The 12396-nt window shown below is 39.5% G+C and carries 17 protein-coding genes and 1 riboswitch; of the genes, 8 read left to right on the forward strand and 9 right to left on the reverse strand.

Features of this window, described 5'->3' with window-relative positions; translation table 11 throughout:
- Positions 1-59: 59 nt before the first annotated feature.
- The 3 genes from CD004_RS12705 to CD004_RS12715 form a co-directional block, all read right to left on the reverse strand.
- Positions 60-932: a DUF3307 domain-containing protein gene (locus CD004_RS12705; RefSeq protein ID WP_102263110.1), complete on the reverse strand. Its 873-nt coding sequence runs from the start codon at positions 930-932 to the stop codon at positions 60-62.
- 21 nt (positions 933-953) lie between these two features.
- Complete coding sequence (locus CD004_RS12710) at positions 954-1697, reverse strand: hypothetical protein (protein WP_102263111.1); 744 nt, start codon at positions 1695-1697, stop codon at positions 954-956.
- 209 nt (positions 1698-1906) lie between these two features.
- Positions 1907-2344: a peptidylprolyl isomerase gene (locus CD004_RS12715; RefSeq protein ID WP_102263112.1), complete on the reverse strand. Its 438-nt coding sequence runs from the start codon at positions 2342-2344 to the stop codon at positions 1907-1909.
- 403 nt (positions 2345-2747) lie between these two features.
- Here CD004_RS12715 and CD004_RS12720 point away from each other — a divergent pair, with 403 nt between their 5' ends.
- Both CD004_RS12720 and CD004_RS12725 read left to right on the forward strand, forming a co-directional pair.
- On the forward strand, positions 2748-3239 hold the full coding sequence (locus CD004_RS12720) for a VanZ family protein (RefSeq protein ID WP_102263113.1): 492 nt from the start codon (positions 2748-2750) through the stop codon (positions 3237-3239).
- Positions 3229-3690 carry a GNAT family N-acetyltransferase gene (locus CD004_RS12725; protein ID WP_102263114.1) on the forward strand — a complete coding sequence of 154 codons (462 nt, stop codon included), beginning with the start codon at positions 3229-3231 and terminating at the stop codon, positions 3688-3690. Before CD004_RS12720 ends, CD004_RS12725 begins: the two co-directional genes overlap by 11 nt.
- Before the next feature lie 26 nt (positions 3691-3716).
- Here the strand turns inward: CD004_RS12725 and mug are convergent, their stop codons facing one another.
- The 3 genes from mug to CD004_RS12740 form a co-directional block, all read right to left on the reverse strand.
- Positions 3717-4235 (reverse strand): G/U mismatch-specific DNA glycosylase, encoded by a 519-nt coding sequence (mug, locus tag CD004_RS12730; RefSeq protein WP_102263115.1) that lies wholly within the window; start codon positions 4233-4235, stop codon positions 3717-3719.
- Between the two features lie 41 nt (positions 4236-4276).
- A complete protein-coding gene (locus CD004_RS12735) occupies positions 4277-4522 on the reverse strand; it encodes a hypothetical protein (RefSeq protein WP_102263116.1) in 246 nt (81 codons plus the stop codon).
- Positions 4523-4610: 88 nt separating this feature from the next.
- The gene (locus CD004_RS12740; protein WP_102263117.1) at positions 4611-5042 is read right to left on the reverse strand and encodes a hypothetical protein; all 432 of its coding nucleotides are present in this window, start codon (positions 5040-5042) and stop codon (positions 4611-4613) included.
- A 181-nt stretch (positions 5043-5223) separates the two neighbouring features.
- Between CD004_RS12740 and CD004_RS23825 the strand changes: the two genes are divergently transcribed.
- A complete protein-coding gene (locus tag CD004_RS23825) occupies positions 5224-5379 on the forward strand; it encodes a hypothetical protein (RefSeq protein WP_158651555.1) in 156 nt (51 codons plus the stop codon).
- Between the two features lie 88 nt (positions 5380-5467).
- Here the strand turns inward: CD004_RS23825 and CD004_RS12745 are convergent, their stop codons facing one another.
- Together CD004_RS12745 and CD004_RS12750 are read right to left on the reverse strand one after the other, a co-directional pair.
- Positions 5468-5710, reverse strand: a complete 243-nt coding sequence (locus tag CD004_RS12745; RefSeq protein ID WP_102263118.1) for a hypothetical protein — start codon at positions 5708-5710, stop codon at positions 5468-5470.
- 260 nt (positions 5711-5970) lie between these two features.
- The gene (locus CD004_RS12750; protein WP_102263119.1) at positions 5971-6159 is read right to left on the reverse strand and encodes a hypothetical protein; all 189 of its coding nucleotides are present in this window, start codon (positions 6157-6159) and stop codon (positions 5971-5973) included.
- A gap of 292 nt (positions 6160-6451) precedes the next feature.
- Between CD004_RS12750 and CD004_RS12755 the strand changes: the two genes are divergently transcribed.
- From CD004_RS12755 to CD004_RS12775, 5 genes are all read left to right on the forward strand, one after another.
- On the forward strand, positions 6452-6700 hold the full coding sequence (locus CD004_RS12755) for a hypothetical protein (protein WP_102263120.1): 249 nt from the start codon (positions 6452-6454) through the stop codon (positions 6698-6700).
- Positions 6701-6777: 77 nt separating this feature from the next.
- Positions 6778-6876: riboswitch (TPP riboswitch) on the forward strand.
- Between the two features lie 105 nt (positions 6877-6981).
- The gene (locus tag CD004_RS12760; RefSeq protein ID WP_102263121.1) at positions 6982-7584 is read left to right on the forward strand and encodes a YkoF family thiamine/hydroxymethylpyrimidine-binding protein; all 603 of its coding nucleotides are present in this window, start codon (positions 6982-6984) and stop codon (positions 7582-7584) included.
- Positions 7584-8180: an ECF transporter S component gene (locus CD004_RS12765; RefSeq protein ID WP_102263122.1), complete on the forward strand. Its 597-nt coding sequence runs from the start codon at positions 7584-7586 to the stop codon at positions 8178-8180. The genes CD004_RS12760 and CD004_RS12765 overlap by 1 nt, the downstream gene beginning before the upstream one ends.
- Entirely contained in the window at positions 8164-9837 is a 1674-nt protein-coding gene (locus tag CD004_RS12770; RefSeq protein WP_102263123.1) for an ABC transporter ATP-binding protein, read from the forward strand. The genes CD004_RS12765 and CD004_RS12770 overlap by 17 nt, the downstream gene beginning before the upstream one ends.
- Positions 9824-10603: an energy-coupling factor transporter transmembrane component T family protein gene (locus CD004_RS12775; protein ID WP_102263124.1), complete on the forward strand. Its 780-nt coding sequence runs from the start codon at positions 9824-9826 to the stop codon at positions 10601-10603. The genes CD004_RS12770 and CD004_RS12775 overlap by 14 nt, the downstream gene beginning before the upstream one ends.
- Before the next feature lie 830 nt (positions 10604-11433).
- Here CD004_RS12775 and CD004_RS12780 read toward each other — a convergent pair.
- Positions 11434-12366 (reverse strand): c-type cytochrome, encoded by a 933-nt coding sequence (locus CD004_RS12780; RefSeq protein ID WP_102263125.1) that lies wholly within the window; start codon positions 12364-12366, stop codon positions 11434-11436.
- Between the last annotated feature and the right edge of the window lie 30 nt (positions 12367-12396).

Below are 12396 nucleotides of genomic sequence, written 5' to 3' on the forward strand. Positions count from 1 at the left end.
AAAAAGGACGCATCAAGTAATCAGGTTTTCTAATGGCGGCAATTGTGAATTAGACACTACTAATTTAATATTTCCCTTAGAAGAATTCCGAACATGATACCTATGAACATCGACGTCAAGGTGCCAAGGAGAAAGTATTCCGCCCAGTCACGATCGTCCATTTGTTTAAATCGGGCGATGGATTTCGATGTAACAATAAAGGCAATTGCCGGATACGAACTGTAGTATGTAAGTAAAATAACTAGAAGTCGCTCGATATAGCCAATCAGCTTCCCGCGTGACATATCGTGTTTGTTGAAGATCATGTAGCTGTATTGCTCGGACAGTCCTCTATCTCCATTGCTGGTTTGTTGATATGCCGGCTCCTTCAGCTCATTTTTAAAAGTATATTTCCCTTCGAAGGTCAACAGCTGCCCAGGCAGAGAGCCAAGAAGGATGCGTACTATATGTCCGCTGACCGTTGTCCCCAATATTAAAATAATTACAATGACGAGGACCGTACTAGAAGCGTCCAATTGCCGCCCTTCCTCGAACAGAAGCTGTATAAATCTATTAATATTAGAGACTAGCGATTTTTGATAAAATAACTGCAACGCTATCAATAGCATGAAAAGATGCAGCAGCTGATCTAATACAAAAAACCATAGTTTATTTAAATTTTCGCGTGCAGTAAATTGATCCACAATTTTAATCTTCACCAAGTCAATGATTAGGTGCGTACTTGTTATGAAAAGAACTGGCCAGACGACAGTCGTTACCGGATCTTCCCCTTGATAAAATAAGAGCCAGCCTGCCGTGAGCAGGGCTATGTTTACCAGGAAATGATGAAGTATATGCTTTTTTAGATTTTTCAGCTTATCCTGCACCATGTGATCAGTCTGAAGATAAAAATCGGCTAGTAGATGCGCAATAATTAAACTCAATAAAAGCATGCCTGCTCCTCTCACCAGAATCTAGAAGCTGAAAATATCCTGCACCTGGCTTTTTATATTTGTTTTAATTCTTTCTTCAAGAGTCTTCGTGTGGTTATTACCCATTTCCGGGAACTCCTTTGCCTGAAGGGCATCCAAAACACTGACGATTTCTCGGAAACTACGAAGGATCTGCTCACAATGGCCCTTCTTAAAATGGCTGTAAACCGTAGGAGCCGAGCGATTGATAAGCTCGGCTACAGCATTTTGCTTGCCGTAAATAAGATAAAGTGAGCACACTAGCCGTTGAACATCCGTTTGCTCTATTCTCAATACATGCTGCAACATGAGCATGCTATTTATTAATGTCTGCAAACTGAGCTCAACATCCTTACTTTGAAAATGGAAGGATTCCCTGTCCTTCTGTTTTTTAAGATGGTCGTTCGCGTTCCTAGCCTGCTTCACTAAAGGATGAATCCACTTTTCAATATCAATGTCCTCTACTTTCTTATCCAGGCTGCCATAGGTAAGCCCAAAATAAGGCGGGTTTTTTTCATATTTCCAAAGCGAGCTTACATAAAAAGCTGTGATAAAAGCGGATGAATATCCCTCGGACAAAAGTATAAGTTCATCCCCGGAACGGTGTTTAACCTGAACTGAACCGTTCTTTCCATACCAATCTCCAATATATCTCTCAAGCTGTGCCAAATAACTGCTCAGCTCCTCACCATAATCTGCAGAAGAAGACTTCGTTATATCCATAATGAATACAGAAACTGGCACCATTGCCATTCACCCTAACATTTATAATTTGATCTTATAAGCTAATTTTATATAAATTAGATAGTATAGTCAAATTTGTTTAATATTAGACTTCACAAATAAATTATTTTTATACAGGTTCCCTCTTCTATATTTTAACAAGAGCATACGTTCGATTCAATGGGTAAAAAAGTACAAAAAAAAGAGCCCTCAGGCTCTTTTTTAAGTAAATCTTATTCTTCGGTAACAACGACCTTTTCCATAACGTCTCCGTTGCTCATTGCTTTAGCCGCTTCCAAATTAGAAGTAACTTTTCCGAATACAGTGTGCACGCCATTAAGGTGTGGCTGTGATTCATGTACGATGAAGAACTGGCTTCCACCTGTGTCTTTTCCAGCATGTGCCATTGATAGTGAACCCGGTACGTGCTTATGTGGATTTCCTTCAGTTTCACACTTGATTGTGTAGCCGGGCCCACCAGTACCTGTTCCGGTAGGGCAGCCTCCCTGGCTTACAAACCCAGGAATTACACGGTGGAAATTCAAACCGTTATAGAAGCCTTCGTTTGCAAGCTTTTCAAAGTTCGCTACTGTTCCAGGAGCTTCATTTGGGTAAAGTTCAAATTCAATTTTCTCACCATTTTGCATTTGTATGTATCCTTTTTTAGCCATGAAAATCATCTCCTTATGGTAAAATCATTGTTATCATACCACTATTCCAAATAAAAATAAAAGTATCCACCTTCAAATTGTATTTTTCCAACATAGTTGTGTTAAAATATAACTGCCTCTGCCGGACATTCGCTTGTTGCGGGACACTTAACCACTGTACGGACGGCAGGGGCCCTGCTCTGGCAGGATGAAAATACTTTCGATCAAACCTTGCCCTGGGGTAAGGTTTTTATTTTGATTACTAATCTAAAGGTATTAATTTTTAATTAAGTTATAGTCAGTCCGGGTAATTAACATATAATAAATCATTTTCAAAGACATAATTTTTCAGCATATTTTCTATGTTTCTTTTAAAATATCATCGTTTACTCTAAATTTTTTCAAATCAATCCAAGGAGAATTTATGCTAAATCTAATAGATTTCAAACACAAGAAATGGATTTCAGCAATATCTTATGCATTATTCATCATTTACATCATCATTGCCGTAGTTTTATTGTTCCTTAGCCCATATAGGCAGGCTGCATATGAAATCAATTCTGCAGGCACCAATCCATATAACATCATCCCGTTTAAAACAATCACAGACTACATTAAGGCTTCTTCGCATATCAATCAAAGTATCTGGATGTCTAACTTATTTGGCAATGTTCTTGCCTTTTTCCCTCTAGGAATCTTCCTTCCCTGGTTGTTTAAAAGGTTCATGGGGTTTTGGCGAACGATCAGTTCTGTCATTCTGGCGACTACCTCGGTGGAGACCCTCCAGTTTGCAACCAGGGTTGGCAGTTTTGACATCGATGATATTATTCTAAACACAATAGGAGGTGCAATTGGCTACCTGCTAATCAAAATTTTTTATCTCCTTAGATTGAAGGGAAAAACAAATGAACATTAGAATGTTAAAAGACGGCGAACAGCCGCCCTGGAATCTGCTTCTGCTGGCTGATCCTTCTAAAGATTTGGTTTCAAAATATTTAGATAAGAGTTTTTGCTATGTCGTTGAGTCGGAAAACGAAGGTACGATCGGAGTAATCGTCCTTATGCCGATTAGTAATCATATTATCGAAATTATGAACCTGGCAGTCGATGAATTTTACCAATGCAAGGGTGTAGGCACCATCCTGCTTAAGCATGGAATTCAAACTGCAGCCGAAAAAGGTTATAATAGGGTTGAAATCGGTACAGGTAATTCGAGTATTAACCAACTGGCTCTATATCAGAAAGTTGGCTTCAGAATCATTGGAATAGATCATGATTTCTTTATAAGGAATTATGAAGAACCCATTTATGAAAATGGCATCCAGTGCAGGGATATGATTCGATTATCGATGCCTTCGTCATTGTAAAAAAGGACCTCACCTCAGGTCCTTTCTTACTTGGATATTATACGTTCTTTCAATAATGGGAGTTCTTTATATATCCCCACTACTTCATCCATCTTCATCCTCACGAGCCCGCTTGAGGATGGAGCAACGAAATCAACGGTACCATCCACGATAGGTTCATCCTGTTTTCCCCATGGAATATTTTTTTTGCCGCTGTATTGCTGGTAAACGCCTTTACCAACGAAACAAACGATTTTAGGACTGAATTTCTCGATTTTTTTTCTTAACTGAAGTTTCCCCTGCTGGTATTCTTCTTTAGTAATCTCATCCGCTGCTTTAGTCGGACGCGCAACTATGTTCGTCATCCCGTAGCCTAAATCCAGCAGCTGATAATCCTCTGAAGAATCATACTTTCTTGGCGTGATGCCTGCTTCAAAAAGAATCTTCCAAAATCTATTGTTTGGATTGGCGTAATGATGACCTGTTTCGGAAGAACGGATGCTCGGATTGAAGCCAACAAAAATGACGTCAAGATTTTCCCGTAAATGATCAGAAATCGGCTTCATATTCTCTACTCCTCTCCAATGTTGCCTATCTCTATCTCCACTCACCAAAATCGGTGTGGCAGCTCATTATTCTTGCTTATATTCTTGAAAATTCTTAGATGGAACAAAAACTCATCATAATACATCGTTTCGGCACTTTCAAATGAATAGGCGTCCGAAAAGTGATCCAATAGTTCGGTATCAATATTATCTTCAAGGCCGCTCAGCCACATTTTATAGCCGTGCTGTTCATAAACATCTGATAAACCTGCCCATTCGAACATTTCTTGCAATTCCTTTTCACCCATTCTATCACTCCTTCAGCTCTCACCTCCATTTTTCCATACTTTTACACACCTTATACAAATCCTCATCTCTGCACCATGGTTTTACACACTATAAAAAGCGGCAAGCATCATTCCCCACTTCTTCAGAGGAAAGAATATACATTGAATTTCCACTATGAGATTTCTCTTTAGAAAAACCAAAGCTTTCTAAACCATCGTACTCACCATTCACAATGATTGCTGAAGCGAAAAGCAATGCCTGCAAATGGAATATTGATACATCAATAATTTCTGTCAGTGAATCGACGGACGATATGTCTGTCAGTACAGCTACCCTCCCTCGAATTCCCAGGTTTTCATAAGCATATTCGATACTATCTGCCATTGTGCCGGAAATGGCTGCAGCAGTACTGATGATGTCATTCCAATTTTCATCAAAAACAAAAGCATGCCAAGGAGATTGGTTTGAGGCCATTAGAAACTCAATTTTAAGAAATTGCTGGTCATTATCAAATTGATATACAGATTTCAGTGCATCCATAGCTTCCCTCCATTAGTAATGTAGGAATAGTTTCCCACAGCAAGCAAAAGTTAATGAATTTGTTTTGCATGATTTAAAATCGTTAGTAAATACTTACAACGAAGTAACCGAAGCATGAATTTTGTTGATAAGGGAAAAAGGTAATAAACAAATATAAACCAGGTGTAAGGAGGACAAAAAAATGGAGCAAAAGCAAAATAATCCTAAAAATACAAATGAAGAAAATGAACAGCAGCACAGCATGGTGTGCAACGATCAATTATTTTTTCAGGAATTAAGGATAGCAGCTGAAGAGGCAGAACGCGACTATATCGATACAGATCGAAGTAAGGCATAATAAAAGAGAAAGGCAATCCTGCCTTTCTCCCCATTACTTTATTAACTATTGATATTCTACATTGCTTTACAACATTACGATTAGCGCATTAACTGATGAAACGGTCTCTTTCGGCCGCATCTTCCTCGCGCTCTGCTTCTCGTTCTTCATACCAAAATTTAATATGGGTAAGGATCGAGAAAACAAGAAAAAAGTTCATCGCCCAGACGCTTACAAACGGAGCCATTCCTCCAAACTCAATTGTCTCATACTGTTTTAATACCATCACAATATATGACTCAATGAACACAAGGACAAAGCCGGCTACACCTGCAATTGCCATACGCATCATATCAATAACCACCTTATCGTATTATCAGATTATTTAAATAATACGACTAATTATTGATTATCGCAACAATTTTGTCACTAATTTGCCACATTTTTGAATTGACAATTTGGCATAGTACTTTTTATCTATTGCTTTTTTGGTAAATTTTGTTGTTTTCTCAACTAATTATAACAATTACTGTACAGAAGTCTCCTCGAAAAAACCATTATAATGTGGGACCTGGAATATTTCCGAAAAGCTATAATTTGCGCCTAATATCTTTATCTATTCAACTTCTTTTGCTTTTGCATGATCTCATATGATTTTTCAATAATATCTGTTAATACATCACCTTTGTATACTCTGCCGACTTTCGTATTTTCCTGATAGTATTCTACAATTTCATCAAGCTTGTCAGATGTATCCTTCATGACTCTAACATTCAATTGAATTCTCTGGGCTTCATTCATGGAACCGAGCTCCCTCCAAATCCTTTAACTCTATATTTAAACATTAATCTATCAACTTGCTAGCAGTTTGATATTATGTAGATATATGTCGCTAATTGTACTGCAACGTCCTCTATTTTAACATATTCCAGCATCTTGCAACACCATGTTGTATGAATACTCGGTTTCCCCTTAAGTCTTACAGGGTAATTTATATCCAGATATGTTTTTTTGTTTGCACAATGGATACGAGACTCATTAACACTGATACCCTATAAATTTTTAAAGTCCACAAAATACATGGAGAATTTCTATGAATCTTACAAGATGGTCCTATACAAAAAGATATAATATCAAAGCGGAGTTTGATGTTTTTCCAAACTCAGTCGTCATATTCCGCCAAATCAAAGATTACTACTTCGTATATACTGTTAATTGGTCATTAAGTGACCCGGTTGTCACGAAAACTGCGCTTGGGGAAATGGAGTGGCTGCTGAACAAGGAGCTCGGTACTTTGGAAAACTACAGCCTCAGAAAAATTTACCAGAATCATTCCGATTGATTTACATTTTTAGATTTAGCAGTTTACAATTCAGACAATTTACATTAAGATGATTTTGGAAACAACAACTGCATAGGTTTTTGCACTAGGGGAGCTTTTGGCTGAGAAGAACTTTGTTCTGACCCTTATTACCCGATCTGGATAATACCAGCGTGGGGAAGTGCAGTCGAAGCTCTTCGTTATATCTTTTTTTAAATCTGACGATAGAATTCAACTGCATCCACCCAGCTGGATGCAGTTTTTTTGTTTTCCAATCAATGAGCAAAAGGAGATGTAATGTAATGAAAGAGATTCTTTGCGGTACAAGCGAGATTACAGGGGCGAGATTTTCAATTTACCCAATGTCAGACAGGTTTGTGGACATTATCCTTTCTTCACTGAAAGAGGTAGACACAACCAAGGTATGGATGATGACGGATGATGTCAGCACTTGTGTGCGCGGTCGTTCTGAACATGTTTTTGACGTATTGAAAGCGATTTTACTTAATGCTTCAATCGGTGGAGACCATGTGGTCCTGAATGCTACGTTTTCAAATGGATGTCCTGGTGATAGTGCCGGTGATGCTTTCATGGCGGAAGATTCATATTTAATGAATAACGAACTTTCCCAAAAAATCAGCCAGAAGGTTGCAGCCCAGTTCGCTCTCTATCCCTTAGGTATTCCTGGATATATGGATGTTATTATGGATCAAGTAAAAACTGTTGACCAGCAAGGCGTTTTTAGTGGAGGCGTTCATTATGCCTCAAGAATGGATGGTGACGCCAATAAAGTATTTGCCGCAATGGAAAGTGCGTTTGAAGGTGCCCGGAACAGTGATTCTTCACATATTGTCATGACAGTGACCATGTCAGCCAATAGCCCTTCTCGTAAGGAGGACCAATAATGTTGGCAAACTGGAAGCTTCGTGAGGTTGTTGTCTTATCCGTCCTGGCAGTCGTTTTCGGAGTAATCTACCTCCTGTTCTTACAGCTCGGCAATGTGCTTGTAGGGATGTTCGGCCTAATCGGCTATGATTTGATCTTCGGCATCTGGTTCATCGTTTCAATCATAGCTGCATACATCATCAGAAAGCCTGGAGCAGCGGTGTTATCAGAAACGATTGCAGCAACAATAGAGGTCATGCTTGGCAACGCTATTGGTCCGCGGCTGATTCTGGCTGGCATTATTCAGGGACTAGGTGCAGAAGCTGCATTTGCGGCAACCAAATGGAAAAACTATTCAACATGGGTTCTGGTAGCCGCAGGAATGGGGTCTTCAATCACCAGCTTCGTTTGGGGCTACTTTTTAGGCGGCTTTACCGCTCTATCACCTGGTTATGTGGCAGCAATGTTTTTCGTCAGGCTTGCAAGCGGAGCTATCTTAGCCGGCCTACTAGGAAAATACATAAGTGACAGCCTTGCTAAAACTGGAGCGTTGAATAGCTTCCCGCTAGGAAAGGAAGCCAGAAAGGCAAAGCAGAATCATGATATCTCAGCCTAGTCTTCCATTACTCGAAGTGTCAAACTTAACGTTCCAGTTTGATTCTGACCAGGATCATGTTTTAAAAGACATCACTTTTAACATTAATGAAAATGAGAACATTCTTGTTTTGGGTCCAAGTGGTTCAGGTAAAAGTACACTCGCATACTGTATGAATAATCTATATCCGTCTTCTGTTGATGGAATTATGAGTGGCAGTATTAAATTTAATGGACGGGCTTTACCCACCTTCGAGCCCGGAAAGATAAATCAGAAAATCGGATTGGTCATGCAGGATCCTGATTCACAGTTCTGCATGCTGACTGTCGAGGAAGAAATTGCTTTTGTATTAGAAAATATAAAGTTTCCTAGTTTAGAAATGAAAGAAAGAATTGATTATGCCCTTGATTTAGTTGACATGAAGCATTTGAAGCACAGCCTGATCCACTCTCTCTCCGGCGGGCAAAAGCAAAAGCTTGCGATTGCCAGTGCACTGGCAATGGAGCCTGAGTTATTGATCCTTGATGAGCCAACTGCCAATCTAGACCCCGCCTCTGGGTTTGAATTAGTCCAGACTTTAAAAAGATTAAAGAAAAAACACTCATTCAGCATCCTCATAATTGAACATAACGTGGATTACTGGCTTGAAATAGTGGAACGCTGCATGATATTAAATACTGAGGGTGAACTATTTTTTAATGGTTCTCCTAGTGTTTGCTTTAATCAATTTGCAAAGGAACTGAAAAGTGAAGGAATTTGGCTTCCACACTCTATTGATGCGGGATTAAAGCTGCGGGAGGCTGGATTGCTAAGGTCCTCCTACCTGCCAATGACAATCGATGAAATTATTAAAAATAGTGAAGATATAGAAAGTGTAATTGAGTTTTTGTCAACTGATGTCCACAAGCAAAAACTGAACCCTTCTCCTTCCATTTACGAAGTGAATGATGTCAGTTACGCGAGAGACCATCATTTTATAATCCAGGATATTTCTTTATCGATTAATGCGGGTGAATTTATTGCAATAGCCGGTTCAAACGGATCCGGAAAGACAACTTTTTCAAAATGTTTGGCTGGGTTGATTTCATCAAGAGGTGAAATAAAGTTTTATGGTCACTCTTTAGTAGATTGGCATGAAGAACAAAAGTGGAGCAGGCTTGGATACGTATTCCAGAATCCTGAGCATCAATTCATTACCGATTCTGTAATCGATGAAATTAATTACAGCCTTAAAGCGAAGGAAGAAACTCAAAGATATGAAAATAAAGATATTTTGAGAACCCTTGGTTTAGCTAACCAGGTTTACAGTCATCCCTTCTCATTGAGTCAGGGCCAAAAAAGAAGACTGAGTGTAGCCGTCATGCTGGTGAATGGACAGGAGGTTCTGATTATGGACGAACCGACATTTGGCCAGGATGCGAACACCTCAAAGGAAATCATTGATTTTGCTGTAAAGGCTGTACCAGAGACAGGAAGCATAATAATGATTACTCATGATATGAATTTAATTGATCGTTACGCAGATAAAGTATTAGTGATGGAAAAAGGAGAAATGATATTTTACGATTCTCCAAGCAAGCTATGGAATCACACACAAATATTGGCGAGAGCTAAATTAAGACTACCGTTCCTCAAGGAATTGGAAATGCATCTGGAGGGGAAATATGCTGTTAAATGAGATGAACCCAAGCATAAAAGCCTTGAGCATTCTTGTCTGCATCCTGATTCTATCGATATTTTTCGATCCGGTCACACCTTTGCTGAGTCTCGTTATGACAATAGCGATAACATTTGTATTTGGCAAGATCAACTTTAAGAAGTGGATCCTTCTATTCTCTCCTTTTCTTTTTATGGCAATAGTCTATGTCTGGTCATCACTATTGTTTCCGAGAGTAGATCCGGGAGACAGTGTCATCTGGGAATGGAAGTTCATCACCATCACTGCAGAAGGATTCCAAAGAAGCCTATCGCTTGGATTAAGAGTACTGAGTTTCGCTTCTCTTTCACTCTTATTTGCCCTTACGACAAACCCGATTAATTTTTTACTTAGCTTGATGCAGCAATGCAGGCTTTCTCCGAAAATTGCTTATTCTATCATGGCAGGTTATCAATTTCTCCCCTTGATAAAAGATGAATTCGAAATTATCAGAAGTGCCCATCGAATAAGAGGTGCGGGAAGAACATTAACTCTCCGGGATAAAATAAAGGAAATAAAGAGGTATGCAATTCCCCTGCTGGCGACCGGGATCAGAAAAGCAGAAAGAACAGCTGTTGCAATGGAGTCAAAAGGATTCACAGGAGATAGGAACAGAGAATTTTATAAAATCATCACCGTATCAAAAAAGGATTGGCTGCTGTTATGTTTACTGGTCAGCGTAGTTCTCATTAGTGCTTTTACCTCACACAAGCTTGGATATCTGGCATTGTATAATGGGGAATTATAATATAACCCAGCACCTCTCAAATGATAAACCGTTCCGTTTTGAGGTGCATATGGCGAAAATGGCACAGTAAATGGCGTGGGAATTGTCCACGCCATTTTTCCTATTGTACCAGCATTTATAAGCCATTTCATTACAAATTAACACCTGCAAAATGATAGTAAATGCCATTGACACTGTTTGTTGTACAAGGAATAATGACGGTCATTTACACTGTCAATTTTATGGCCAGTTCGGAAGTCAATTTAAGGGTTGCATTCTACGAACATTACATTCATGTATAGCCATTATAACGATGAACATGGAATTTCACTTTATTTTTTTCTTCAACGAACGGAGCAGTTAGCGGAAGATTGATTTTTTTTAAAACAAGGCAAGACTTAACCTTAATTGAGTAACAAACAATCCTAGAAATAAGCGGAGAATATCCGGTTAAACTGTAGAGTATAGCTCGGTAAGGGGTAAATAAGCGGAGGTTTTCCGGTTAAGCAAGTGCGAATGCCAATTTTTTATGTTTTTCAAGTAAATAGGCGGAAATCTTCCGTCTATTTAAGCTGTTTTCCATGCCATTTTCTAAATAAGGGAAGTTTCTCCGCTTATTTATCAGCCCATGATGATCCCTTTACCAGGGACCGTTCTTTTATAGTGTGGAATTAACGGGTGCTTTGTTGAATAAGAACCATTATATTTTGGATCCGAAAATACATTAAATTAGAAAAATGGCGTGTCAAAACTGATGTCAGTTTACACGCCATTTTTATTGTTATTTAAATAATATGCACCCTAAAACAGAATGGTTTACTCAAATGAAGGTGCTGGGTTTTTGTTGGTATTTATTTTTTAATTGTAAGCATTGCTTCCCAATCGATTGTACCGTTTTTGACTTGCTCGCGTTTTTCCTTATTCATGATGTCTGCGGGCCTTCCGCCTTTCGGCCAGTCGCCCTCATGCCCTTGGAATTCAGGCCGGTCATGTGAAAGAATATATGCTGCCAAATCGATGGCTTGCTGATCGGATAAAGTTCCACCCTGCCCTTTAGGCATGTTCTTCTGAACGTATCCCGCCATTTTCGTCAATCTTGACATACCAGCACCGTCATTGAAAGAATTTTCTCCCCAAACAGCTGGGCCTGTATTTGTTCCAGTTCCAGATCCATCGGCAGCATGGCAGCTAGCACAAGATTGCGCGTAAAGCTTTTCACCATCTTCAACGCTAGGAACAGGGTATTGCTTTGGCTCTTTTGGCGCTCTCCAAGCAAGGTCCGCTCCAGCCGGTACACCTTCTGACATGTATTGCAAATAAGCGATCATCGCACGCATTTCTTTACTGTCAGTCGGGAACATTTTCCCATTCATGCTTCGGATCATACATCCATTGATACGATCTTCCAGAGTGTACACCTCACCTTCTCGCGGCCTGTATTCTGGATAGACCGCAGACAGCCCAACCATTGGTGCTTCTTCTTTCACCGTGCCTCCATTTGCGTGGCAGCTTGCACATGAAAGATTATTGCCAACGTACTCATCAGCTACTGTATTTGTTTCCATTACTAGCTCATGGCCATATTTTATACTTTCTCCAAGAGGACCATCAGGTACGTCCTCCATGCTTGGCGGGTTGAACTCAATTTCTTTGCTAGCACTCTCAGTTTGCGGCTGAGGCGCAGTTGCTGTTTCAGCAGGCCCCAAATCCTGGCTTATTTTCCAGCCAACGAATAAGGATCCGAAGATTAAAAATCCAATAATAATTGCAAGACTATTTTTCATAATGTTTTCCTCCTTATGTAGATTTTGCTG

This window comes from Mesobacillus jeotgali, assembly GCF_002874535.1.
In the GTDB taxonomy this organism is placed as follows: domain Bacteria; phylum Bacillota; class Bacilli; order Bacillales; family Cytobacillaceae; genus Mesobacillus; species Mesobacillus jeotgali.

Excerpts from the sequence above, each read along its gene's own strand:
- CD004_RS12705 (WP_102263110.1), bottom strand. The coding sequence starts at position 932 with ATGCTTTTATTGAGTTTAATTATTGCGCATCTACTAGCCGATTTTTAT.
- CD004_RS12710 (WP_102263111.1), bottom strand. The coding sequence starts at position 1,697 with ATGGTGCCAGTTTCTGTATTCATTATGGATATAACGAAGTCTTCTTCT.
- CD004_RS12715 (WP_102263112.1), bottom strand. The coding sequence starts at position 2,344 with ATGGCTAAAAAAGGATACATACAAATGCAAAATGGTGAGAAAATTGAA.
- CD004_RS12720 (WP_102263113.1), top strand. The coding sequence starts at position 2,748 with ATGCTAAATCTAATAGATTTCAAACACAAGAAATGGATTTCAGCAATA.
- CD004_RS12725 (WP_102263114.1), top strand. The coding sequence starts at position 3,229 with ATGAACATTAGAATGTTAAAAGACGGCGAACAGCCGCCCTGGAATCTG.
- mug (WP_102263115.1), bottom strand. The coding sequence starts at position 4,235 with ATGAAGCCGATTTCTGATCATTTACGGGAAAATCTTGACGTCATTTTT.
- CD004_RS12735 (WP_102263116.1), bottom strand. The coding sequence starts at position 4,522 with ATGGGTGAAAAGGAATTGCAAGAAATGTTCGAATGGGCAGGTTTATCA.
- CD004_RS12740 (WP_102263117.1), bottom strand. The coding sequence starts at position 5,042 with ATGGATGCACTGAAATCTGTATATCAATTTGATAATGACCAGCAATTT.
- CD004_RS23825 (WP_158651555.1), top strand. The coding sequence starts at position 5,224 with ATGGAGCAAAAGCAAAATAATCCTAAAAATACAAATGAAGAAAATGAA.
- CD004_RS12745 (WP_102263118.1), bottom strand. The coding sequence starts at position 5,710 with ATGATGCGTATGGCAATTGCAGGTGTAGCCGGCTTTGTCCTTGTGTTC.
- CD004_RS12750 (WP_102263119.1), bottom strand. The coding sequence starts at position 6,159 with ATGAATGAAGCCCAGAGAATTCAATTGAATGTTAGAGTCATGAAGGAT.
- CD004_RS12755 (WP_102263120.1), top strand. The coding sequence starts at position 6,452 with ATGAATCTTACAAGATGGTCCTATACAAAAAGATATAATATCAAAGCG.
- CD004_RS12760 (WP_102263121.1), top strand. The coding sequence starts at position 6,982 with ATGAAAGAGATTCTTTGCGGTACAAGCGAGATTACAGGGGCGAGATTT.
- CD004_RS12765 (WP_102263122.1), top strand. The coding sequence starts at position 7,584 with ATGTTGGCAAACTGGAAGCTTCGTGAGGTTGTTGTCTTATCCGTCCTG.
- CD004_RS12770 (WP_102263123.1), top strand. The coding sequence starts at position 8,164 with ATGATATCTCAGCCTAGTCTTCCATTACTCGAAGTGTCAAACTTAACG.
- CD004_RS12775 (WP_102263124.1), top strand. The coding sequence starts at position 9,824 with ATGCTGTTAAATGAGATGAACCCAAGCATAAAAGCCTTGAGCATTCTT.
- CD004_RS12780 (WP_102263125.1), bottom strand. The coding sequence starts at position 12,366 with ATGAAAAATAGTCTTGCAATTATTATTGGATTTTTAATCTTCGGATCC.